The sequence below is a fragment of the Rhodococcus sp. (in: high G+C Gram-positive bacteria) genome, from assembly GCF_049591685.1.
GTDB lineage: Bacteria > Actinomycetota > Actinomycetes > Mycobacteriales > Mycobacteriaceae > Rhodococcoides.
In genome coordinates this window covers 1-22,741 of sequence record NZ_JBAWFH010000046.1, presented here as the reverse complement: position 1 = coordinate 22,741, position 22,741 = coordinate 1, and the positions used below count along the sequence as shown (strand labels likewise).

Below are 22,741 nucleotides of genomic sequence, written 5' to 3'. Positions count from 1 at the left end.
CCCCGAGAGACTCCTCGACGGCGACCCGGTTCAGGAGTTGCGCGACGTGCCTGAGGTCGGTGAGGTGCCTCTCCCCTGCCTGATGCGCGAGCATGCGGGCTTCGAGTCGCGTTCCGCCCGAAAGCTTTTCGAACACCGCGGCAAATCCGGCGCGGTCGAAGAGGATCCCGAAGTCGCGTAGCCGACTGCTCAAATCGGCAGCCGCGTCGTCGCCCCCGGCATCCAATTGCGCTGCGGTCATTCCGAGGAGAGGTGTCAACGCCGCTATTCGTGCCCGGTCGGCGCGGTGTGGTTGCTCGAGGGCTTGCAGGAACCACAGCCACTGGGTTGCACTCGGCGTCTCGAACACACTCGACCCGCCGGCCAACACCGACGCAATGCCGGCTCGATCGAGAGCGTCACGCACCAGCGATACCTGCGTGTTGACCCGCACCAGCACGGCGATGTCCCCGGGCTCTACGCGGCGCTCGACGCCGTCGATTCGAATGGTGGTGTCGCCGGCCACCAGCTCGGCAATATCGGAGGCCAGGTCGTCGGCAACGTTGTGGCGCAGCCTGCCGACCGCAGGAAAACCCGATCTGTTCAAGGGTCCAGCGCCTCGACGCGAGAGGTAGCGCAGCCGCAGCGGCTTACCGTCGCTCAGCCGGCTGTACTCGTGTGTTGCCGCCACGCGATGGGCGACGATATTCTCGTGGCCCAACGCCGCACCCCCGTAAACGTTTTCGAGCGCTGTGAGTACCCCCGCATCGCTTCGCCAGTTGGTGGCGAGTTCGCGTTGCCCGTCCGCGACGCCGACCGCGTCGAGGTAACTGAGTACCTCGGCCCCGCGAAATGCGTAGATGGCTTGTTTCGGGTCGCCCACCAGAAGCAGGGTGGACTTCCCGTGGAATGCGCGCGAAAGAATGTCCCACTGCAGTGGGTCGGTGTCCTGAAACTCGTCGACGAGGACGACCCTGAACTGCTGCCCTACTCGCGCGCAGGCAAAATCGCCTCGATCAGGGTCGGTGAGAACCCCGTGAAGAATGCCGAGGAGGTCGTCGAAGTCTCGGATGCCGGCAATCCGTTTGCGCCGCTGCACCTCCTCGCGCGCTTCGGTCGCGAATTCCACACGGTGGGCGACAACGGGATTGTCGTCATCTTCGGGCGCCAGCACGGCCTGTCGGTCCCCCACCGCCGCGCGCACGATCTCACGGGCTTCGTTGGGAGTGAGAGGCGGGTCGACATCGGCACGCGCATACCGTCGGAGGTAGATGTCGTCCACGACCTCGGTGGTCAGGTCTTCGACCGATTCCACGAGGGTCGCGTTCGGTTCGTGTTCACCTGCAAGGCCGAGGCTCTCCAGCATGCGCTGGCAGAAACTGTGGGTGGTTGCAATGGTGCCGGCGTCGAAGTCGGACAGCGCCTGTATCAGACGCGCTCGGCGCTCGATGACTTCTTTCTCGTCGACAGCGGCGAGGAATCGGATGAGCTCGTCCTCGTGATCTCGTGCCGCCGGTGACGCCAATCCGGCTGCTACCGAGCGGAATCGGGCCCGCGTGCGGTCTCGAAGCTCGCGCGTTGCCGCTCGCGAGAACGTCACCAGCAGCAGCTGCGATATGTCGGCCACACCTTCGGCGACATATCTCGTGGCCAAGCCGACGATGGCGTAGGTCTTGCCGGTTCCCGCGCTCGCTTCGAGCACCGTGGTGCCGGTGGGAAGCGGGCCGTAGAGATCGAAGTCGGTCACGGCCGTCTCACGTCCTCGGAGTCCAGCAGCGGGCGCCACAACGCGCAGGCTAGGACTTCGAACTGAGTCTCGTTTCCGCTGTCCGGCAAGCCCTTTCTGGGAGTGTTCCACAGCCCCTCGGTGAGAGCGCTCAACGGAGCGGACTCGCCCAGCAGGTAGACCACACTCCGGTCGACGCTGTCGCCGAACCTTCCGGACCACTTCTCCTCTGCATCGTGCCAAGCATCCGCCGCCTTGGAACCGGCACAGCGGCGTTCGGCGTAGGTCGCCGACACGCTGGGCATCACAGGCAGCGGAGCATCGAGTCCCAGGTTGCGAAGCTTGATCAAATCCCTCAGCCTGGTGAGCGCGTCTTCCGGCGCGGTGATGGTGGATCGAAGCGGACTGTGCCCCACTCCACGCCCCGTCGTAACGGCCTGCCATGGGCGTCCAGCGTCCTGGGAAGCAACAGCAAGAAGCCGAATCCACTGCGCCATACGATGTTTGGGCGCCAAGCGTGAATACGAAGTCCGGGCGACGGTGTTGCCGTGTATGCCGGTGACCGTCCCCGTCAGCCTGTGGCCGTCCCCGGTATCGACGGAAATATCCAGCACTTCAGGGGTTCCGCTGTGCACCTCGCGCGATGCGTCGTAGATGGTGTCGACGCCGTCGACGATGTCCTCCAGTTGTCTGGTTCCGAGATGGAACGGCGGTAGCGTCCCCCTGCGCCACTCGGCCGCCTTGAAGTCGCCGAGCTCGGTACCGTTCAACAACTCTGCGAGCATGCGGTCACCGACGTCCCACTTCCGAAGACCGTCGAGGGTGATGTCGAGGGAGTCCGCGCCGTCGTCGTCGATCTCGGGAATCCGCACTCCCAGGCGTTGTTTGAGGAAGGCAGCGACAGGGTGCTCGAAGAACGCGACGAGGTCGTTCAACGAGATGTCCGTTCCTCGCCTCGGCGGTAGCGCGGTCGGCAACAGCACGGGCGACGGCGTGGGGTCGCGTTGACTCGCACGCGCACCGTCCAGCGCCGCAGTGTCGTAACTGAACGGTTCATCAGATCGGAAGTTACGCACATCGAACGGTTGCAGTGGATGCGCAACGACGATATCTGCGCCCGCGGTGACGCGAACGACGTCCAGCAATTCGCTGAGGGGAATCGCAGGTGGCTTCGTCACGCCGCTGACGGGGTCCGCGCCCGTGTAGAACAGGAGCAGCTTCTCCCCTGCCGACATCACGGCGTCCAACAGCAACTGTCGGTCCTCGCTGCGAACATCACGTTCTCCGGGCGCGGGTTCGCGTGCCAGCACGTCGTCGCCGTCGACGCCCCCGGTTCGCGGAAACACGTCGTCGTCGAGACCGAGCAACACTACGACGCGGTGTGGTACCGATCGCATGGGCACCATCGTGCAGACGGTCAGGTCGCCGGTCCGGAAATTCGCGCGAGACGGCCGTCCATGGAGGGCGCGGGCGAGCATGGCACGTACGTCGGCGAGGCGGAGCACGGTCCCGCCGCCGTGCTGCAGCGCCGCCGAGATCTCTCGATGAGCTTGTGCGCGTTGCCATGCGTCGGTCTGCGAGACCTCGGCGAGCAGGTCGAGAGCTCGGACGAGTACACGGCGCCAGTCTTCGGCAGTCGCCGGTCCCTGTAGGTCGCGGACGACCGCGGCAAGGCGGTCGACGAACTCGGCGACTCGCCCCGTGAGGTCGATGTCGTTACTGTCGACATCGTCGACGGGGAGCGCCAGATCGAGCCACGCGTGAGCGCTCTCGTCCGCCGTCACACCGAGGAGTAGGCGGTCGAGCGCCGTGTTGAACGTGTTCTGCCTGAAATCACCGAGGCCGTAGCTCTCGCGTTGACGAGAATTGATGCCCCACCGGGCCCCGGAGGTAAGCGTCCATTCCCTCAGCCGTTCGAGATCGTCGTCGGTGAATCCGAACCGCAGCCGGACCGGCTCGGTTGCAACGAGGTCAAGTACCTGGCTGGCAGTGACCCTGCCGACGGCCAGCTCGAGGACCGTCGCCATGACTGCGAGCAACGAATTGGTCTGTCGCAGACCGCGGTCTGCCAATCGGACGCGCAACGAGTGGCCGGGGTGGTCGAGCGTGCCCTGCCCGAAAGTCGCGCGGATCAGCGGGGCGTACGTCTCGACATCGGGACACATGACGAGGACGTCGCGCGGCTCGAGGGTGGGGTCGTCGTCGAAAAGGTGCAGAAGGGCTTCGCGAAGTACTTCCACCTGGCGCGGCGCACCGTGACAAGCGTGCACGCTGATGGTTCCGTCGGGCTGCGCCGACTGCGACGGTTCGCGGGCCGCCGCGAGATCGGCTTGCACACGGCCGAGAAGGGTGGGCGAATCGAACACTTCGGGTTCGGCGCGGTCGACTGTCTCGACGTCGAGGGCAAGCAGCCGAGACTGCAATTCCCGTATGTCGCGCCCCAAGCTCGCCAACAAGGGGTGTGAGATAGCCACCACGGACGGATCCCGCGAGCGGCGCACAACAGTCCCCAGGTCGATCCGAGTTCGCCACATCTCCGCGCTGGCGTGCGGGAGCCAGAAGTGTACGTCGCGGTGCTCCGCGATCGCGGCCAGAACTTGCAGTTGGTCGGCGGTGAGGCGGGTTGCACCGAAGATCGACAGGCGGTTCGGCAGCCCGAGCAGATCGGGCGAGGCTCGAATCGCGTCACAGCTGTGGACCAGCCGCTCGGCCGGGCTCGGGCAACCGACACGCTCGTGTACAGCTCGCCACAGATGCGCCTGCCAGCGCAGATCGCTCGGTACGTCGCCGCCCATCCCATCGCTGTCGACGTCGTTCCACCAGTCGACGAGCATCTGCGGGCGGTCAGCGCCGTAGCGTCGAAACAGTTCGGTCAGATGGGCAGCCGTGGACCATCTTCGCCCCGCACGCTGATCTCCTCGGCCATGATCGAGATGCTTCGCCACCACGGCACCCCAGGGCTCGTCCATCGAATCGTCGACGACGGCGAGCGTTGTCCAGAGCAGCTTCCCGCTCGACCACGGGTCATCCGCCGCGTCGATCCCCGCCGCGGCCGCCAGAGCGTCGTCGACGAGCTGAGTCGGTGACGGGAATTCGACGTTGGCCGAGATGCCGTCACCGCGGGTAGCGCCGAGTGATTGCGAGAGCCGTTGCGTCAACCAGCGTTCGACGCCCCTGGCCGGAACCGAGACGATCTCGGGAGCGAACGGATCTGCGAGTGGCGTCGACATGACGCCCGCCAGCGCCGATGCCAGAACACTGGTGCGGCTCGCGCGATGCACTCTGAGCACCAAGTGACACTCCTTCACGGATACTCGTCGAGCGGACGGGAACGACCCTACAAGGGCGCTCCGACACCGGTACGGGTCTTCGGTTCGACGGCACAGTCGTCGCTGCGCTCGACCGGACGAGGTGGCCTGCGAAACGCGTCGAGACGCTGGGAGTAGCCTTCGACAGGTGATGCCACTTCTGACCAGTCGACGCTACGTCGACCTACGTCTGCAGGCGAGTGCTATCTGTCGGTGACCGATTCGACTCGGTGTCACCCCTTCTGATTCGAGGGCATCCCTCGTTCACTTTCTCTTCTCGAAAGGCATACCCATGTCTGCGCCCAGCGCTACCCGTTCTTCTCGTGTGCCCGCATGGGCCACGTCGTTCGGGCCTCAGATCGTTGCCGGCCTCGTTCTCGGCGTCGTTCTGGGCCTGATCGCTCGGTCGATGCCGGATGCGGCCGACGGTAACGAAAATTGGCTGGTGGGGACGGTCGCGACCATCGGCTCGAGCTACGTCAAACTTCTGACGGTGGCTGTCGTGCCCCTGGTGTTCACTGCCATCGTCAGTTCGATAGCAAACCTCCGCCAGGTGGCCAACGCGGCGCGCCTCGCCGTCCAGACACTGCTCTGGTTCGCGATCACCGCTTTCGTGGCCGTGATCATCGGCATCGTGATCGGGTTGGTGGCACAACCAGGCGCTCGAACCGGTGTCGAAGCCACGTCCGCAAAAGATCCGAGCAGTGTGGGCTCGTGGTGGTCGTTCCTCACCGGACTGGTCCCGAACAACTTCCTCGCTCTCGGCTCCAAGACGTCGGTTACCACGGAAGCCGCAGGCGACGGCTTCGCCAGTAGCGCCACCACGTCGCTCAGCTTCAACATCCTGCAGCTCCTCGTCGTGGCAGCCGCAATCGGTATCGCCGCACTGAAGATCGGGGAGAAGGCCGAACCGTTCTTGACCTTCAACGCATCTCTGCTTGCGATCGTGCAGAAAGTGCTGTGGTGGATCATCAGGCTTGCGCCGATCGGTACGGCCGCGTTGATCGCCAATGCCGTCGCCACATACGGCTGGGACGCGATCGGGTCTCTCGGCGTGTTCACCGTGTCCATCTACGTGGGCCTGGCCATCGTATTCTTCGTCGTCTACCCCACCATTGTTCGCCTGCACGGACTTTCGGTTCGGCAGTTCTTCTCCGGCGTGTGGCCCGCCACGCAGCTGGGATTCGTTTCTCGGTCGTCGATCGGCACCCTGCCCCTCACCGAACGCGTCACCGAGCGCAACCTCGGGGTGCCGCGCGAATACGCATCGTTCGCCGTTCCGCTGGGTGCAACCACCAAGATGGATGGTTGCGCCGCGATCTATCCCGCCATCGCGGCCATCTTCGTCGCCCAGTTCTACGGCGTCTCACTGACATTCACCGACTACCTGTTGATCGTGGTCGTCTCGGTCATCGGCTCCGCAGCAACAGCGGGCACCACGGGAGCGACCGTCATGCTCACACTGACGCTGTCGACCCTCGGCCTGCCGCTGGCCGGAGTCGGACTGCTTCTCGCCGTGGAGCCGATCGTCGACATGGGCCGTACGGCCGTCAACGTCACCGGACAGGCTCTCGTACCGACCATCGTCGCCAAGCGAGAGGGCATTCTCGACGAAGCCCGATACAACAGTCCCCGCAACGGCGACCCGTTCAGCGACGACGAGGACATCGATCCGACGAGCGACCGCGAACGCCAGTTGGCCGAATAGGCACCACGACTCGCGGTCCCCTCCGCCTACGGCAGCGACGTCCTCACTCGTCCGGTTCACCGGCCCGTGGGTGCGTCGCTGCCGTGCCGTTAGGCTCAAACGCATGGGATCAAAGGGGCCTGCAAGCCGAGGACAGAAGCGCGCGGAGAAGACGAAGGCACGTCAGCGGCGTCAACAGTCGTCGGCAGCCCGCCCCGTCGTTGTTCCGGAGGACCTTCTCGAGCAGTTCACGGAGTGGCTGGCCGAACAAGAGATGGCCGAACACGCCGAAAGAATAGTGGGACTGGTGAGAACCACGCTCCATCAGATCGGTCGCGCGAACACCGACTTCGTCGTCACGTCCTGGACGCCGAACGATGCCCACTTCGTCGTCGACGCGGCGGAGCGGATCGAGGATTCCGATCCCGACCACGGCGGCGCCGCAGCAACCAACATGGTTGTGACGCTTCTCGAGTTCCTCACCTTTCTCGACGAGACCGACGCCTGGACCGGGTCCGACGAAGACTTTTCCCATTGCATGGAAGATCTCACCGACTTCGTCAACGACGACCCCGACGTACTCGACCCCGCGGACATCGAACTCCCGGAGATTACCTATCGCGCCGAGTCGGCAGCACTGTCGGCGCTGCCCATCGTCGGCGGTCTCGAGGCCCTCGTCGAACGTGTCGGGACCGGAGTGGTGGTGGCCGACATTCCCGAACTGGCGCGGGCATTGGCCGACGACCACGACCACGACCACGATGCAGAACCGGTGGACACCGTTGTGCTCGACCATTGGGCTGCGGCTTTTGCCGCCGACGTTCTCCGATCGGACGGCACGGACGTCACTCCCGGCCCTGCCGTCGATGATTTCGCCTCGATGTCGGTCGACGTCCTTCGCAACCTCGTCAGCCAACACATTCGCCATCAGCTCAGCTCGATGGACGTCGACATCTCGATGGGCTTGGCCAACACGTTCGCCGTCCAAACTCTCCTTGCCGCGATGACGGACGACCTGCCCATCGACAACGCGGAGGAAGACTACGAGGGCCTCGAAGACGAAGATTTGCGTACTGCCCAACTGATCGATTACCGCGTTCGTTCATTGCAGGATCAAGGCATTCTGGTGCAGATCGACGACGCACTCGAAGTTCCGGCTCCTCTGCGGCGCGCTGTCCTCGCGGGCGTGATCGCCGCCGAGCCCTTCGGCGACGAGGACCCGCTGCAGGCGCTCTGACCGGCGTGTAACGATCCGAGCGGGTCGACCGACACTGTGATCGTCATACAGCGTTTCGACCGCCTCGTGAACCAGTCCGCGATAGTCGACCCGCTTCGAGCCCCTCGCTACGTTCCTCGTGACGAGTGGGGCTCAATTCGCGCTCGCACGTCGATTCGAGGACCGAACCATGACCGACCCGTTTTCACAGCCATATGTCTTTCCCGGCGCCGAGCGCCCCGAACGGCCACGCCCCTTGTTCGGAAAAGTTGTCGGCTGGTCCGCGCTGGTTCTCGGCCTGGTGATTCTGCTCGGATCACTGGCGGACTTCTCGATCACCGGCATGGTCCTCGGCCTGTGCGCAGCGGCCGCCGGCATTCTCTATTTGTTCGGCAAGCCGTCCCGCGGGCGGCTCGTGTGGGCGACGCCGGCGCTGGCGACCCTTCCCGCGCTGATCGCGTTCGGCCTGACGACACCCACCCCGGATCCGGCGTCTGCACCCGCTGCTTTCGCCGCACCGTCCATCGCCGAAGTGTCCCCTACGACCGTCCGATCGACCACCACCACTATGACACCCACCACTACGACACCCACCACTACGACTGGGCCTCCCACGACGTCCGCAGCGCCGGTGGAGACCGATGCGGCTGTCCCGACGGCGGTGACCGTCTACGCCCCGCCGCCGACTACGACCCTCCCGTACGTCCCTGCGCCTGTTCCCGTGTTCATCGCCGAACCCGAGCAGGCGTACGTGCCCCCGGCAGCTGTCGTGCCCGTCATTCCAGAAGCGCCTTTGTCGGTGTTCTATGACAACTGTTCGGCCGTCCGTTCCGCAGGAGCCGCTCCGTTGTATGCGGGAGAACCCGGCTACAGCTCGAAGCTGGACCGCGACGGCGACGGGGTTGCCTGCGAGAACTGAAAGGCACGGCAATCGCCGAAAATGTGTCGGACCCCGTGGCTAGCTTCGTGAAATCGACGGGCAACGACGCCGCCCGCCGCCGAGGCCAACTCTCTTCGAAGGTGCCGCCCTGAACGACAACAGCGACGATCTGCACAAGGACAGCGACGATCTCGGCGCCCACATCGAGACCGCGTGGACCTCGTATCGAGAGGACCTCGCCGCGTTCGTAACCGAGATGCCGGACGGTGAAACGCTGAGAATCACAGCCGAAACCGGCATCAGCCGAGGCGATGGCGAGACACCGTGGATCGAGCTCGGATCGGTGTTCGACGACGATATCGTCTCTACTGCCGTACTCGACGACTACCTGTACGAGGGCATCGAGCCGGCCGTGGGTGATGACGCCGCACTCGTCGACCTTGGTTGGCAGACGCCGGCCGACTGGACAGCGCGCGGGCAGATCGTCAGCCGCAAGATGGTGCGGAGCCGGTTGGACGCCGCCGATATCGCGAGGTGCGTCGTCGAGGCATTCCGCACCGTGTGGCACGTGGCCCATCCGGCATTCCTTGCCGCTGATGCCGTCGGTGGGAGCGGCAGGCAGTTTCGCACTGCCGCAGATCGGCCTCGGCCGGACACCACGGCAGTGGTTCCCCTGGATCTCGACCATCTGCGGGTTCTCGTGCTTCATGCTCTTGGTAGCGGCGTCGGCCTAGGGCACGCGGCAGAAGACAACGGCGACATCGCGGTTCACAGGTTTTCTCTTCCGCTGCACGTGTGTTTCGGGCACGATGCGTCCGAGGTTCGCCTGCACGTCCCCGTGGCGAGCGGAGTCGAGTCGTCACCGACGCTCACACGCAAACTTTCCTGGCTCCACACACGGTGGCGGAACATCACTTTCGTGGTCGCCGGAGGACAGCTCTTCGCGGGTATCACGGTCGACACTCGAACCTTCGTTCCACGCACATTGACGTTCTTGGTCTACCGCCTCGGCCTGTTCGTAGACCGGGTCTATGCGGTTTTAGCTTCGGAGCTGGGCGGCACGGTCTTCGATCCCGGTCATCCACACGACGACCCACTACCCAAGGTCACGTGGTCCGACGACGGTGGCACGCTCGGAACATTGCGGGCTGCGTGCGAGCTGACCGGAGGTCCCGTCGACACCGCCACGGTGGAAGCATTGTGTCGGTTGCAGGATGTGGCCGAGCTGATCGAACGTGCGCGAATGTCCGCCGAACGGTTTCGCGACCATGCCCATCGGCTGGGCGACGAGCGGCGTCTGCGTGCCGCAGTTTTGTGTGACACCTTTGCGGCCGCGTGGGACGACGTGGTTGTGAGTCTCGAGCGGTCAGCGCGACCCCGACCGGTTGTCCGTTGTCGGCAGCGCGCCGAGCAGATCGGGTTGTTCGAGGTGCACGACGAGCCCGCATTGTTCGATGCACGAGCAGCCACAGAATAGATCAGCACCGCGCTAAGCTGAATCGGTGACAGTGCAGGTAGGTAGCGGCGCAGCGTTGGCCGATTACCCGCGCCCTTCGGTTGCCGTGGACGTCTCTGTTCTCACCCTTCGCGCCGACGCACTGCACGTGGTCGTCGTGCAGTCACCCCGTGGCCCGGCTCTCCCCGGTACATTCCTCCACCCGGGCGAGCGTCTGGCGGAAGCGGCCGAACGCGCGCTCCGAGTGAAGGCCGGCATCACAGGCCTCGAGTTTCATCAGATCGGTATGTTCGACGCACCCGACCGTGACGATCGGGGGTGGGTTCTATCCATGGCGCATGGTGCTGCGGTGCCCGGAGAAGAGCTAGATGAATCCGCCGACACGGTCCTGGTGTCCGACGGCAGCCCCGCAGCGACGTTGGCTTTCGACCACGGCGCGATGGTCACCCTGTCGGTAGAAGACCTTCGTCGGCGCTACGCCGACCGCATCGATCCTGCCGGGTTTCTGGGTGGGACGTTCACGCTGCTCGAGTTGCGCAAGGTGTACCACGTGGTGTTCGGCCACGAGGTCCCTAAAGACACATTTCGCCGACACGTGAGCCCCGCACTCGTCGGGACCGGGCAGACATCGGTGATCGGCGGCGGTCGTCCCGCCGAGTTGTATCGTCGCGCTCCGAAGGCACGGCTGCCCGCGTCTTCGGCTGCGGTGTTTCGCACCGCTCGCGCCGACGCCCTCTAGGCCAGCAGCCGCCGCCGACCACGATATCGATGATGGTCATACCGCAGCCTCGACGATGTCGACTGCGATCGCGACCAGGTCGTCTCCTGTCGATGCCGGGTAGCCGTGCAGCATCGTGCGCCATCGATCGGGGATCGACGCTGCACCCCAGCGTGCACCGAGCAGTCCCCCGGCGATGGCCGCGGTCGTGTCGGTGTCACCGCCTGCGAGGACGCATAGTTCCAATGCCTGGACGAGGTGGTCGGGGTCGCTCTGGTCGGCGCGGACGATCGCCCACCACGCGGTCTGGAGTGCGTGAACGACCCAACCGTTGTTGGGGAAGTCTTCCGGCCCTCCCGTTTCCGCAGCCTCGATCACGGGTCGCCAGTACTGTGCGGCTTCCTCTTCGATGTCGAGCCACGAACGAACGCCGTCGAAGGTTCCGGTCAGTACAGCGTGTCGGATGGCGAACGACCACATGCGGCAGGCTTCTCCGGCCCTCGGGTCGGAATGGGTGAGGGCGCTGATCGCGTCGGCGGCAGCGACGCATTTGGAAGCGTCACTCAGGTAACTCAGCGCGACCGGGGCTGTTCGCATCAGAGAGCCATTCCCGCCGGTTCTGCCTCTGAGTTCGCCGGCTCGCCTGGTCATATCGGCGGCGGACGTGCTTCTGTAGCCGAGGACGGAGCGGGTTTGGTTGCCGATGTCTGCTGGGTTCGTGTCGTACCAGTCGATGAAGCGGGCAGCGATCGCGTCCAGGCCGGCAGGTGATCCGACGTCGCGCACGTCGCGGGCAGCCAGTGCCACCGAGGCGGCCATCGATGTGTCGTCGGTCCACTCCCCCGGCGCCCAGTCGAAGGGCCCACCGCCGATCATGTCGACCACGGTGCCCGCCTCCGGGTGAGTGAACTCGTAGCCGGCGCCGAGAGCGTCGCCCGCCGCGGTTCCCAGTAGTACGCCCGCCGCTCGGTTCAGTTGTTGCGCGTTCAGGTACATGCACGTCTCTTTCCATCGAATGTACGCGTACCTTAGCGCAATTACGCGCTAACGACACGACCAACTCGGTATCCGACAAAGCAACTGCTGACACCCATTCCCGCAGCTCGAGCGCGTATTTCAGAAAGGGAAAGCAATCGGCTTCCATTTGCTGATACTTCGAGTTACATTTACTTTATGTTCGCACCACGTAGGGAGAAGTGATGACCATGACGTCGGAACATCGGACGCGCGGGGTCGACACCGACGCTGAAACCGAGCAGTACAACGAGACGCTGAAGCTGTTGTCCGAGGGCTCGGTGCACAAGCACTTCGACCCGTACGTGGACATCGACTGGGAGTCCCCCGAGTTCGCGGTCACTCCAGGCGACCGCCGGTGGATTCTTCCGTCGAAGACGGATCCGATCGGCAGCCATCCCTGGTACCAGGCATTGCCGGAAGACCGCCAGATCGCCATCGGAATGTGGCGCCAGGCCAACGTCGCGAAGGTCGGACTCCAGTTCGAGAACATTTTGATCCGCGGCATGATGCAGTACGTGTTCTCGCTGCCCAACGGCTCGGCCGAGGCCCGCTACTGCACCCACGAATCCATCGAAGAGTGCAACCACACCCTGATGTTCCAGGAAATGGTCAATCGCGTCGACGCCGACGCACCCGGCATGAGCCGTCCGATGAAGCTGCTCTCGCCCATCATCCCGTTGTTCGCGACGCTTCTGCCCGAGCTCTTCTTCGTCGGCGTCCTCGCCGGCGAGGAGCCCATCGACCACATTCAGAAGTCCATTCTGCGCTCGGGCGATGACGTACATCCGATCATGAAGAGCGTCATGGCAATTCACGTGGCCGAGGAAGCTCGTCACATCTCGTTCGCGCACCAGCTGCTTCGTCGTCGGGTGCCGAAGATGTCCAAGGTCGGCCGTTTCTTCCTCTCGCTCGCCTTCCCGGTCACGATGCGCATCCTGTGCGACGTCATCGTGATTCCGCCAAAGCGGTTCTGGCAGAAGTTCGACATCCCGAAGCAGGTGAAGGACGATTTGTTCTGGGGCACCGAGGAAGCGCAGCACACGTTGCAGGATTACTTCGGCGACGTGCGCATGCTCGCCACCGATACCGGCATGATGAACCGCGCCGCGAAGCTCGTCTGGAAACTGTGCGGAATCGACGGTAAGGCTTCGCGTTTCCGCAGCGAGCCGGACCGCAGTTCCAGCCAGCTCGCCGCCTGATCACCTCGTCACCTCCAGCGCACTGCTGTATCTCTGCCGTCAGGAATCGTCATGCCTCACGTTGTCACCCAAAGTTGTTGTAGCGACGCGTCATGCGTGTACGCGTGTCCCGTCAACTGCATACATCCAACTCCCGACGAGCCGGACTTCCTGACCGCGGAGATGCTGCACATCGACCCGCAGTCCTGTGTCGATTGTGGTGCCTGCGTCTCGGCCTGTCCCGTCGACGCCATTGTCCCGCAGGCGAAGCTGACGGATGCGCAGCTTCCGTTCTTGACCATCAACTCCGATTTCTACAAGCAGGAACGACCGAAGAGGCCGCTTCTCGCGCCGGTGACTCCTGCGCCGCTCGTGTCGAGGGAACGTCAGCCGCTTCGCGTTGCCATCGTCGGATCCGGTCCGTCTGCCATGTACGCGGCGGACGAACTGCTGACTCAGCCGAACGTGCGGGTCGACGTCTACGATCGTCTTCCACGCCCACACGGCCTTGCCTGGCTCGGGGTCGCGCCGGACCACGAGAAGACGCGTCAGGTCTCGCGGTTGTTCGAGCAGATAGCTGCGCAGCCCGGATTCGAGTTCCACCTCGGAGTCGAGGTCGGTAAGGACATCACGCACGGTGAGCTTCTGCGCGATCACCACGCGGTCGTCTATGCGGTGGGCGCGTCTCGCGACCGCGAATTGACCGTTCCCGGCGCGGACCTGCCTGGACGAACGTCCGCTACCGATTTCGTCGCCTGGTACAACGGTCATCCGGATCACGCACACCGCACCTACGACCTCTCGCACAAGCGGGCTGTCGTGGTGGGCAACGGCAACGTCGCTCTCGACGTTGCTCGAATCCTGACCATCGACCCCGAACGCTTGGTGGGCACCAACGTGCCGGACCACGTTCTGCAAGCCCTTCGTGCGTCGAACATCGAAGAAGTCGTGGTGGTTGGGCGTCGAGGTATTACGCAGTCGGCATTCACGGTTCCCGAATTCGCGGGCTTGCTGGAAACGCCCGGAGTCGATGTGTCGCTACACCACGACGAGTTCGTGTTGGACGACGAGAGCGCCCAGCGCTCGCGGCAGGACACACTCCCGCACGCCGTCGCTCAAAAGCTCCGGCTTCTCGACCGAGTCGACGACAACACCGGGAGTGGCAACAAGCGAATCGTGTTGCGTTACATGCTGTCGCCCACTCGCATCCTCGGCGACACCTCCGTCACGGGCATCGAGTTCGATCGTATGGATCTTCAGACCGACAGCACCGGCGCGGTGATCAGTATCGCTTCCGGCGAAGTCGAAACCATCGACGCCGGGTTGATTCTCACCTCGATCGGCTACCGCGGTGTTGCGTTACCCGACGTCCCGTTCGACGAAATTCGGGGGGTCATACCGAACGAAGACGGGCGGGTACTCGATACCCCGGGCGGCACAGTCGTCCGCGGCGCGTACGTGACGGGGTGGATCAAACGTGGCCCTTCTGGATTCATCGGCACCAACAAGTCCTGCGCGCAGGGCACGGTGAACAACTTGGTCGACGATTTCAACGCCGGTCGATTGCCCGATATCGCAGTCGGCTCCGAGCCGCGGCGCTCCTGGCTGCGGCGGCGCTCCTGAGCCACACCGGACCGGAAAACGGTATAGAAGAATCCCCGTACGCGTCATGCGTACGGGGATTCTTCACACTGCGGATCAGTCCAAATCCTGTGGATCAGTCCGGAATCAGGTCGAACGTGTCGGGGTTTCCGCCGGTTCTGCCCTCTTCACCCTGATCGAGCGCGGTGATCGCGGCGACGTCGTCCTCGCTCAATTCGAAATCGAAGATGTCGAAGTTCGCCTCGACGCGATCGGGCGTGACGGATTTCGGAAATATGATGTCGCCGCGCTGTATGTGCCAGCGGAGTACGACCTGCGCGGTCGACTTTCCCGTAGCGGACGCAATCCTCTCGATGGTCGGATCGTCGAGAACTTTGCCCTGAGCGATGGGAGACCATGCTTCTACCGCAATTGCGTTGTCGCGGCTGTAGAGTCGGGCCTCTTCGTTGGCGAAGTAGGGATGCACTTCGATCTGATTGACCGCGGGCACCGTATCGCATTCCGCGATGAGGCGTTCCAGATGAGCAGGCTGAAAGTTCGAGACGCCGATGCTGCGAGCTCGGCCGTCTGCTGCGAATTCTTCCAACGTTTTCCAGGTGGAGACGAAGTCGCCGTCGTACCTGGTCGGCAGTGGCCAGTGGATCAAGAACAGGTCTACGTAGTCGGTGCCGAGGTCCTGCAGCGTTCGATCGAATGCACGGCGCGCGTCGTCCGGTTCGTGGTACCCGTTGTTCAGCTTGCTGGTGACGAACACGTCGGATCGCGCAACCCCTGCGTCTCGAATGCCTTGTCCGACCTCTTTCTCGTTGCCGTACATTTCGGCGGTGTCGATGTGTCGGTAACCGACGTTCAGGGCCGTTTTCACGGCTTCCGCGGTGTCGCCGGGTTCGATCTGGAATACCCCGAAACCCAATTGTGGGATGATCTGGCCGTTGTTCAAAGTGATGGTGGGTACAACGCTCACGAGTGTTGTCATCTCCGTTCGCTGGTCGAGTTCGACGGCTGGTTACCCGGGGCGACGGGATCTACACGCCGTGCCTGTCGGACCCTGTTGATACAAAGTTCCTCGACAGAGACGCCGGTCCCCCTCACCGGCAGTCCACCGTTACTCGACGAGGGGAAACATGAACGATTTTCGACCGAATCGCGTTGTCGACATCGACACGCTGATGATGTCCGGTATTGCGCTGGCCATCGATTCGCTGACCAACGGCCGCGCACTCGATTCATTCGTCGATCACGTGATCGAGATCGAATCGAGCGGGTCCATACCGGCTTTGGACCGCAGGTGCGTCACGTTTGCCGGGACGTCCTTGGACGGGGTGTTCGAGCGAGGTTGGCAGCCGGTGGAACTGCTGCATGTCGCGATGCGTCGCCTGGACAAGCCGTGCAGTCGAATGCTGGTTGGACTCCTCGGCGCTCATTCGCTGCGTACGCGGGCCCTGTCCGCCGCGCCGGCCGGGTGGCGGGCTCAACTGATCGAGCTGGATATCGATCCGGGTGCTGATGTCGTTCGGTCGCGGCGAACGAATACAGCAGACTCGCGCGTGTTCTGGTCATCGCTGTTCCGTGTGCTCGCAGTACTGCGACGATTGCCGACGCTCACAGTCATCGCACCTCCTCCGTCTCGGTGGGGAATCGGCCCTGTCGAGGCAGGACCGCAACACGCGGACGTCAAGGTGCTGAACAAGATCCGGGGCTTGCTGTCCAAGGCCGAGTCGACAACGTTCGGGGCCGAGGCAGAAGCCTTCTCCTCGAAAGCGCAGGAGTTGATGACGCGGTACGCGATCGACAACGCGGTGCTGGCGTCCACCGAAGGTCGCGAGTTGGGCGCCGACGTTGTCACCAGAAGACTGACGCTGGACAACCCGTATGCGGACGCGAAGTATCACTTGCTTGCGGGCGTAGCCGTGTCCAACGGCGCGAAGACGGTGTTCTACAGCAAGCTGGGCCTTGTCAGCGTTACCGGAATGGCGGTGGACCTGGACCTGTGCGAGCTGCTGTACACGTCGCTTCTGGTGCAGTCGAGTCATGCTCTCTCCGAGGCAGGCACCGACCGTCACTCGCGTTCGCGCGGCTTCAGGCGGGCCTTCCTACTCGGGTACGCCTGGCGAATCAGCGAGCGGCTTGCCGAGGCCAAAGTACGAGCCGATCAGTCGGCCGGGCAGACCTACGGCAGTTCCCTCGTCCCAATTCTGGCCGAGCGTGACAAGGCCGTCTCGTCCGTGTTCCGAGACCTTTACCCCGATCTTCGCTCCACTCGGGTCAGCGTCTCCGACCGAAGCGGATTGGGCCGCGGACGCGCCGCCGCCGAGCTCGCCGATCTCACGGGCGGGCGAGAACGACTCGACAAATAGCAGACGGAGTCGCATCTTACTTAGCCCCTGCGCTAACCGTCCTGGCTTGATACTTTTCCTTATGGCTCAGTATCCGAACCGGCTCGATACCGTCTTCGCCACCCTGTCCGACCCGACACGTCGCGCAGTCATCGACCGACTCAGCACTGGCCCCGCGAGCGTCAGCGAGCTCGCGGGGCCGTTCGACATGGCACTTCCGTCCTTCATGAAACACGTCCGAATGCTCGAACAATCCGGCTGGATCAGCACCCGGAAGACCGGTCGCGTCCGCATCTGCGCACTCGACACCACCCCGTTCTCCGTCGTCGACGACTGGCTACAACGCCATCGAGCGATGTGGGAACAGCACACCGACCGCCTGGAAAATTTTGTCACCGAACAGGAGAACCAGTCATGACCCAGACAACCGGACCGTCGCTCGACCTCACCTCGCCAAACGCCACTTCGCCCGACCTTGCCTCTCTCGACCTCACCGTCACCCGCCTCATCGAGGCTCCGAAATCGGTTGTATGGGCTGCGTGGACGACACCTTCGCAGCTCGAGCAGAGGTGGGTGCCCAGTCCGTCGCGGGCACGGGTCGTCGAACTCGACCTACGCGCAGGCGGGGCCTTCACGACCGAGATCAGCGCAGGCGCAGGCGAATTCGTCGAGGGTCTTGACGACGAACAGGAAGAGTCGTAACGTACAACCACATGGTTGTAGATCAGCAGGCAGACTTCGAACTCGATCGGCTCTTCCAGGCGTTCGCAGACACCACCCGGCGTGACATCGTGAGCAGGGTTCTCGTCGAGGAGCATTCGGTGTCGAGTTTGGCCGCGCGCTACACCATGAGCTTCGCGGCGGTACAGAAGCACGTCGCGATGTTGGAACGCGCTGCCGTCGTCACGAAAGAGAAGCGCGGACGGGAGCAGATCGTGCGAATCCAGTTGAGCGGCATCAGAAGTGCCCGCGCTCTACTGGACGAATACGAGAAGATCTGGCGGCAGCGCGTCGACCGGATCGCCGACATTCTCACCGAAGATCAGGGAGAACCATCATGACTGTGATCAGTACCGACAGCGACGTCGCGGCGTTGAGTTTCACGATCGTCGCGGAATTCGACGCGAAGATCGAGCGCGTATGGCAGATCTGGGAGGATCCCCGTCAGCTCGAGCGGTGGTGGGGCCCACCGACGTGGCCCGCCACATTCGACCGGCACGACTTTGTCGAAGGCGGAAAAGCGCACTATTACATGACCGCTCCCGACGGTGCGAAGGCTCGCGGCTGGTGGGCCATCGACACCATCGACGCCCCGACATCACTCGTTTTCGACGACGGCTTCGCTGACGAAAGTTGGGAACCGGTTTCTCACCTGGGTTCCACTCGATGCCACGTGACGCTGGAGGATCTGGATGGGCGTACCCGAATGACATCGAAGTCCACGTTCGAGAATGCCGAACAAATGCAGAAGATGATCGAGATGGGAATGGAAGAGGGCATGACGCAAGCGATGGGTCAGATCGACGCGATCATCGCCGACTGACTCCGCAAGCCCCGTGCCGGATGGCCAATCGATATCGGCCACCCCCACGCGTGCGTCACGACGTAGCCCACACACCCAGTTCGTTGCCGCTCGGATCGGAGAAGTGAAAGCGTCGACCACCCGGAAAAGCGTAGGGACCATTGACGATCGTCCCACCTGCCGCCCGAACGGCATCAACAGTGGCATCGAGGTCATCGGAGTAGAGCAGCACCAACGGTCCACCGACGGGTGCAGGTGCCTCGGTCACGGCCAAACCGCCCACTTCTCCGCCGTCGGCCCCGACGATGCCCGCATACATCGGACCGTATTCGTTGAATTCCCACCCGAACGCGCGCGAGTAGAAGGCTCGAGCAATTGCGAGGTCGGTGACCGACAGCTCGACGTAATCAATTCGGTGGTGCTTGTTATTCGACATGGTCGCAACTGTATCGAGCGCAACTGTATCGAGTGCAGCTGTATCGAGTGCAGCGCAGATCGAGTGGCGGGCGAGATCGGGTGCAGCCGCGGGCTATTGCGGGATTGAACTGACCGTGAACGGCTCGACTGGACTTTCCCCGCGCTTGTCGAACTGGCTGTTGACGACGAGCAGCCGGTCCTCGGTGGCGGCAACGGTCGTCGGGTACGCGAAAGATGAATCGGTGATATCGGCGCCGATGCGGCCCCTGGCCCCGTCCTCGGACAGGTCGACTCGTGAAATCAACCCGTCACGGTTGCGAACGACGTAGAGGGTGCCGTCGTCCAACTCCAGACCGTCGGCGTTGAGCACTGTGGCGCCGCCCAGATCGACCTGCGTGACAGCTTTCGAATCGCGTTGCACTCGATAGAGATTCCCGGTCGACGACTGCGCGACGATGAGCGCATTCGTATCGTCGACCTCCACGATACCGTTGGCATTGAAGCCTTGGCCGTATATGAACGGCGTGCCCTCGAAGTTCACGAATGGCTCCAGCGATCCGTTTGGTGCGCCGCTGCGCACCTGATCGGCAGGAATGCGGAACAGCGTCGGATTACGCGAGTCGGTGACGAAAACATCGCCGTTGTCGGCGATCACGACGTCGTTCAGGAACGTTGCTTCCTCCCCCAACCCGTTGGTGAAGGTCCCGACCAGTGCGCCCGTGGTGCTGTCGTAGATCCATACCTTCCCGGTGGCACCGCCTGCGACGACGAGTCTGTTCAGATCGTCGTCGTCGGAGACATCGATGCCCGCAGCCCCTGTCCTACCGTCGGACCCGCCCGGAGAGAACACCTCGAGTTCCGGCGTTCCGAGCGTCCCTCGAAAGATTGCTCCGTCACCGGTTGCCGTGACGAAGAACGTGTCGTCGTCCGCGGTGACGCCTTCGGGGAACACTCCAATGCCCGGGAGAATGTATTTCTCGGCGCGGCTCTCCGAACCAGGCGAAGACGTGGCGTTCTCGGTGGTCGACGCAGCAGTCGATTGCGACGTGGTCGTCGCGTCCGATGCGGTGTCGGAGGAGGATCCACACGCAGCGACGAGAAGCGCTGTTGCTGCGACAGCGGGCAGGACGAACGGTCGACGAGTCACCTCATCGAGTGTTCCATATGTCCGGATAATCCCAGGTCGAGCTCACTGCACCTCGGCCGGAGCGGTGATCCGTGGCTCGCCCAGACGCACGACGATCACGCCCAGCAGGATCAGCACCCCTCCCCCGATCTGGATGGTGCGCGGAGTTTCTCCGAGGAGCAGCCACGCGAAGATCAGCGCCGACAGCACTTCGGTGAGTCCGACGAAGGACGCCAGCCTGGATCCGAGTCGTCGGCTGGCGGCGATGCCGCACACGTAGGCGAGTGCCGCAGTGATCACTCCGAGTCCGACCACCGAAACCCACCAGGGCAAGGACACGTCGGCGAGAACGACATCGGCGGTGGATGCGCCGAAGGGCACGATACCGACGGCTCCGGCCACCAGGAGAATGAAGCCTCCGCACAGCAGTCCGCCGGCAGCCAGAGCCAGCGGCGGCAGCCCGTTGCTTTCGTCCGCGGACATGATCCAGTAGACGGCGGCGCCTGCCATCGCCCCGAGCGCCCACATGACACCGACGGGGTCGATCGACGCGCCGGAGATCAGATCGAGCACGAGGATCAGGCCGGCTGCGGCTACTGCGGCACCGACGACAGTCTTCATCGTCGGACGTTGCTTGTGTCGCAACCACAGCCACCCGATGACCGCGACCGGCGACGTGAACTCGATCAAGAGGGCGACCCCGACCGGCATATATCCGACGGCGTTGAAATAGGCGAGCTGACACCCCGCGACGGCGATGGCCCCGTACGCCGTGATGACCCCGACATTGCGACCGAGAAGGTGCCAGCGTCCACGCAGGGACAGCACGCCCGGCACGATCAGGACGGTTGCGGCGATCAAAATGCGGGCGGTGACGGCTGCACCGGCTGTCCACCCTGCGTCCAGGAGACTCTTCGCGAACGGACCGGACAGTCCGAAGGCGGTCGCCGAGAGCGCTGCGAGCGCGAGTCCCGACGCCAGCCTCGACGGACACTGATCGGTGATGTCATGAGTCACGGGGGTCATGAGTCATGACACTAGGCATGGCAGAGGTAAGGTGTCAACATGGTTTTTGCCCATGACACAGAAGGCGGGCTCGTCGCAGCCGTTGCCCTCGTGAACTCCGACGAAGATCCGGACACGCTCGTCACGACAGAACAGCTCGCCACGTTCTTCGTCGATCAGGGTTACACGGGTCGGTTCGACGGCGACCGAAACGAGCTCGACGCGGTTCGCAATCTGCGCCCACTCCTGCGCGAGCTTCTGACCAGCGACCGCGACGCGGCGGTCGACATCGTCAACCGGATCTTGGCCGACGCGCAGGCGCTCCCCCGCCTCGTCCGGCACGGCGATACCGACTGGCATCTCCACGCCGTCGGTGATGATCGTCCGTTGGCCGATCGTATTGCCGTCGAAACTGCGATGGCCATGATCGACGTCATCCGCGCCGACGAATTCGCTCGGCTGAGTATCTGCGCAGCCGACTGCGAGGGAATCGTTCTCGATCTCTCCCGCAATCGCTCGCGGCGGTTCTGCAGCGCTGCGTGCGGAAACCGAGTGGCCGTGGCTGCCTACCGCGCGAGGAAGGGCAAATCCGACTGACGAAACGGTCCGGTCGGTGGTCGAACGACGATCCGTTCCGCCGCGCGGGTCCACACGGCGAATGACAGAAGGGCGACGACCTCGGCGACGACGAGAAGGCGCTCGACGTAGCCGAGCGTCACCGCCCGGTACCACGGCGTCGAGCTGGTCGCGCCCACAATCAATGCGTACACGATCGGCGTCGAGGAGAGCACTGCCACCAGGGTCAGAGCTACCGTGCTGCGCGCACGCTCTTTCCACTCGCCGCGGCGCAGCCACGGAATCGTCAAAGCGAGCAAACCGATGGGAATACCGACGAAGGCAGCCGCGGCGCCGAATCGGTGAACCGCACCACCGATGCCCAGCGTGGCATCACCACTCCAATCCTGTTTCGGCACAATGACAACGGCGATCAACCCGACGGTCCATGTCGCCAGCCCAACGACCGCTGTCGACCTGGCGGTTGCCAAACCACTTCTCACGGCCGACGTCGTCGTAGCCGCGGACCCGAGGGCCAGCAGTAACACCCCGATGGTGAACACCCATTGGCCTGCGCCCAATCCGTATTCGCTGATGGTGCGCCGCAAGTGGGCAGCGTTCCCCAGAGCGGTGTGAACGTCCAAGAAAAGGACGACGAGTGCTCCGACGGCAATTGCGGCAAGTCCCCATGTTGCGAGTCTCGGCGACTTCGGGTCGTGTGGTGTCACTCGTCCACTGTGCCCGAAGTTGCACGTTCGGCGGGCACAGGCGGCTCCGCCACCCGTGCATCAAAAGTGATGTTGGAACAACATTTTTGGAACACGGCGTTACGCCATCTGCACTCCGGCGATTTCCCGCACTCCGCCGTGTCCGTCGAAGGACAGCTGCCGGAACGCGACTTTCTCGACGAAGAACCGGTCGTGGCTGACGATGATCACGGCCCCGGGGAAGGCCTGTAGAGCGCGTTCGAGCACTTGAGTGCTCTGTAGGTCGAGGTGGTTGGTGGGCTCGTC

At 63.7% G+C, this 22,741-nt stretch carries 21 protein-coding genes and 1 pseudogene; 13 read left to right on the top strand and 9 right to left on the bottom strand.

Translation table 11 applies throughout. The features are described 5' to 3' along the window. Window positions 1-1,726, bottom strand: a 1,726-nt coding sequence (locus tag WBQ44_RS01915) for a UvrD-helicase domain-containing protein (RefSeq protein WP_495565045.1), incomplete at its 3' end; no start/stop codon positions are given. Next, window positions 1,723-4,995, bottom strand: coding sequence for an exodeoxyribonuclease V subunit gamma (gene recC / locus WBQ44_RS01910; RefSeq protein ID WP_495565048.1), 3,273 nt, complete (start codon window positions 4,993-4,995; stop codon window positions 1,723-1,725). The genes recC and WBQ44_RS01915, both read right to left, overlap by 4 nt. A 310-nt stretch (window positions 4,996-5,305) precedes the next feature. On the opposite strand from recC, the gene WBQ44_RS01905 reads away from it, so the two are divergent. From WBQ44_RS01905 to WBQ44_RS01885, 5 genes are all read left to right on the top strand, one after another. Next, on the top strand, window positions 5,306-6,721 hold the full coding sequence (locus WBQ44_RS01905) for a dicarboxylate/amino acid:cation symporter (protein WP_495565044.1): 1,416 nt from the start codon (window positions 5,306-5,308) through the stop codon (window positions 6,719-6,721). A gap of 103 nt (window positions 6,722-6,824) precedes the next feature. After that, window positions 6,825-7,937: a hypothetical protein gene (locus WBQ44_RS01900; protein ID WP_495565043.1), complete on the top strand. Its 1,113-nt coding sequence runs from the start codon at window positions 6,825-6,827 to the stop codon at window positions 7,935-7,937. Window positions 7,938-8,106: 169 nt separating this feature from the next. Beyond that, on the top strand, window positions 8,107-8,835 hold the full coding sequence (locus tag WBQ44_RS01895; RefSeq protein WP_495565042.1) for an excalibur calcium-binding domain-containing protein: 729 nt from the start codon (window positions 8,107-8,109) through the stop codon (window positions 8,833-8,835). A gap of 109 nt (window positions 8,836-8,944) precedes the next feature. Further along, complete coding sequence (locus WBQ44_RS01890) at window positions 8,945-10,273, top strand: TY-Chap domain-containing protein (protein WP_495565047.1); 1,329 nt, start codon at window positions 8,945-8,947, stop codon at window positions 10,271-10,273. A gap of 31 nt (window positions 10,274-10,304) precedes the next feature. Continuing rightward, complete coding sequence (locus tag WBQ44_RS01885) at window positions 10,305-10,991, top strand: NUDIX hydrolase (protein WP_495565046.1); 687 nt, start codon at window positions 10,305-10,307, stop codon at window positions 10,989-10,991. Window positions 10,992-11,027: 36 nt separating this feature from the next. Here WBQ44_RS01885 and WBQ44_RS01880 read toward each other — a convergent pair whose 3' ends face one another. Beyond that, window positions 11,028-11,966 (bottom strand): ADP-ribosylglycohydrolase family protein, encoded by a 939-nt coding sequence (locus tag WBQ44_RS01880; RefSeq protein ID WP_495565041.1) that lies wholly within the window; start codon window positions 11,964-11,966, stop codon window positions 11,028-11,030. Window positions 11,967-12,169: 203 nt separating this feature from the next. On the opposite strand from WBQ44_RS01880, the gene WBQ44_RS01875 reads away from it, so the two are divergent. Both WBQ44_RS01875 and WBQ44_RS01870 read left to right on the top strand, forming a co-directional pair. Beyond that, the gene (locus tag WBQ44_RS01875; protein ID WP_495565040.1) at window positions 12,170-13,186 is read left to right on the top strand and encodes an AurF N-oxygenase family protein; all 1,017 of its coding nucleotides are present in this window, start codon (window positions 12,170-12,172) and stop codon (window positions 13,184-13,186) included. A gap of 51 nt (window positions 13,187-13,237) precedes the next feature. Then, on the top strand, window positions 13,238-14,788 hold the full coding sequence (locus WBQ44_RS01870) for an FAD-dependent oxidoreductase (protein WP_495565039.1): 1,551 nt from the start codon (window positions 13,238-13,240) through the stop codon (window positions 14,786-14,788). A gap of 94 nt (window positions 14,789-14,882) precedes the next feature. Here the strand turns inward: WBQ44_RS01870 and WBQ44_RS01865 are convergent, their stop codons facing one another. Next, a complete protein-coding gene (locus WBQ44_RS01865) occupies window positions 14,883-15,731 on the bottom strand; it encodes an aldo/keto reductase (RefSeq protein WP_495565038.1) in 849 nt (282 codons plus the stop codon). 160 nt (window positions 15,732-15,891) lie between these two features. Here WBQ44_RS01865 and WBQ44_RS01860 point away from each other — a divergent pair, with 160 nt between their 5' ends. The 5 genes from WBQ44_RS01860 to WBQ44_RS01840 all read left to right on the top strand — a co-directional run bounded on the left by WBQ44_RS01860 (window position 15,892) and on the right by WBQ44_RS01840 (window position 18,646). Beyond that, window positions 15,892-17,124 carry a DUF2786 domain-containing protein gene (locus WBQ44_RS01860; RefSeq protein WP_495565037.1) on the top strand — a complete coding sequence of 411 codons (1,233 nt, stop codon included), beginning with the start codon at window positions 15,892-15,894 and terminating at the stop codon, window positions 17,122-17,124. A gap of 61 nt (window positions 17,125-17,185) precedes the next feature. Further along, window positions 17,186-17,521, top strand: a complete 336-nt coding sequence (locus WBQ44_RS01855; RefSeq protein ID WP_495565036.1) for an ArsR/SmtB family transcription factor — start codon at window positions 17,186-17,188, stop codon at window positions 17,519-17,521. Then, window positions 17,518-17,805: an SRPBCC domain-containing protein gene (locus tag WBQ44_RS01850; RefSeq protein ID WP_495565035.1), complete on the top strand. Its 288-nt coding sequence runs from the start codon at window positions 17,518-17,520 to the stop codon at window positions 17,803-17,805. The genes WBQ44_RS01855 and WBQ44_RS01850 overlap by 4 nt, the downstream gene beginning before the upstream one ends. 11 nt (window positions 17,806-17,816) lie before the next feature. Next, window positions 17,817-18,164 (top strand): ArsR/SmtB family transcription factor, encoded by a 348-nt coding sequence (locus WBQ44_RS01845; RefSeq protein ID WP_495565034.1) that lies wholly within the window; start codon window positions 17,817-17,819, stop codon window positions 18,162-18,164. Beyond that, on the top strand, window positions 18,161-18,646 hold the full coding sequence (locus WBQ44_RS01840; protein ID WP_495565033.1) for an SRPBCC family protein: 486 nt from the start codon (window positions 18,161-18,163) through the stop codon (window positions 18,644-18,646). Before WBQ44_RS01845 ends, WBQ44_RS01840 begins: the two co-directional genes overlap by 4 nt. Before the next feature lie 55 nt (window positions 18,647-18,701). Here the strand turns inward: WBQ44_RS01840 and WBQ44_RS01835 are convergent, their stop codons facing one another. The 3 genes from WBQ44_RS01835 to WBQ44_RS01825 form a co-directional block, all read right to left on the bottom strand. Then, window positions 18,702-19,061 (bottom strand): VOC family protein, encoded by a 360-nt coding sequence (locus tag WBQ44_RS01835; RefSeq protein ID WP_495565032.1) that lies wholly within the window; start codon window positions 19,059-19,061, stop codon window positions 18,702-18,704. A 93-nt stretch (window positions 19,062-19,154) separates the two neighbouring features. Next, a complete protein-coding gene (locus tag WBQ44_RS01830; RefSeq protein WP_495565031.1) occupies window positions 19,155-20,189 on the bottom strand; it encodes an SMP-30/gluconolactonase/LRE family protein in 1,035 nt (344 codons plus the stop codon). A 42-nt stretch (window positions 20,190-20,231) separates the two neighbouring features. Continuing rightward, complete coding sequence (locus tag WBQ44_RS01825) at window positions 20,232-21,194, bottom strand: EamA family transporter (RefSeq protein WP_495565030.1); 963 nt, start codon at window positions 21,192-21,194, stop codon at window positions 20,232-20,234. 39 nt (window positions 21,195-21,233) lie between these two features. On the opposite strand from WBQ44_RS01825, the gene WBQ44_RS01820 reads away from it, so the two are divergent. Continuing rightward, window positions 21,234-21,770, top strand: coding sequence for a CGNR zinc finger domain-containing protein (locus WBQ44_RS01820; protein WP_495565029.1), 537 nt, complete (start codon window positions 21,234-21,236; stop codon window positions 21,768-21,770). Here the strand turns inward: WBQ44_RS01820 and WBQ44_RS01815 are convergent. Further along, window positions 21,740-22,456, bottom strand: a complete 717-nt coding sequence (locus WBQ44_RS01815; protein ID WP_495565028.1) for a DUF998 domain-containing protein — start codon at window positions 22,454-22,456, stop codon at window positions 21,740-21,742. The two genes, WBQ44_RS01820 and WBQ44_RS01815, sit on opposite strands and share 31 nt — an antisense overlap. Before the next feature lie 99 nt (window positions 22,457-22,555). Next, window positions 22,556-22,741, bottom strand: a pseudogene (locus WBQ44_RS01810) (ABC transporter ATP-binding protein); the annotation flags it as partial.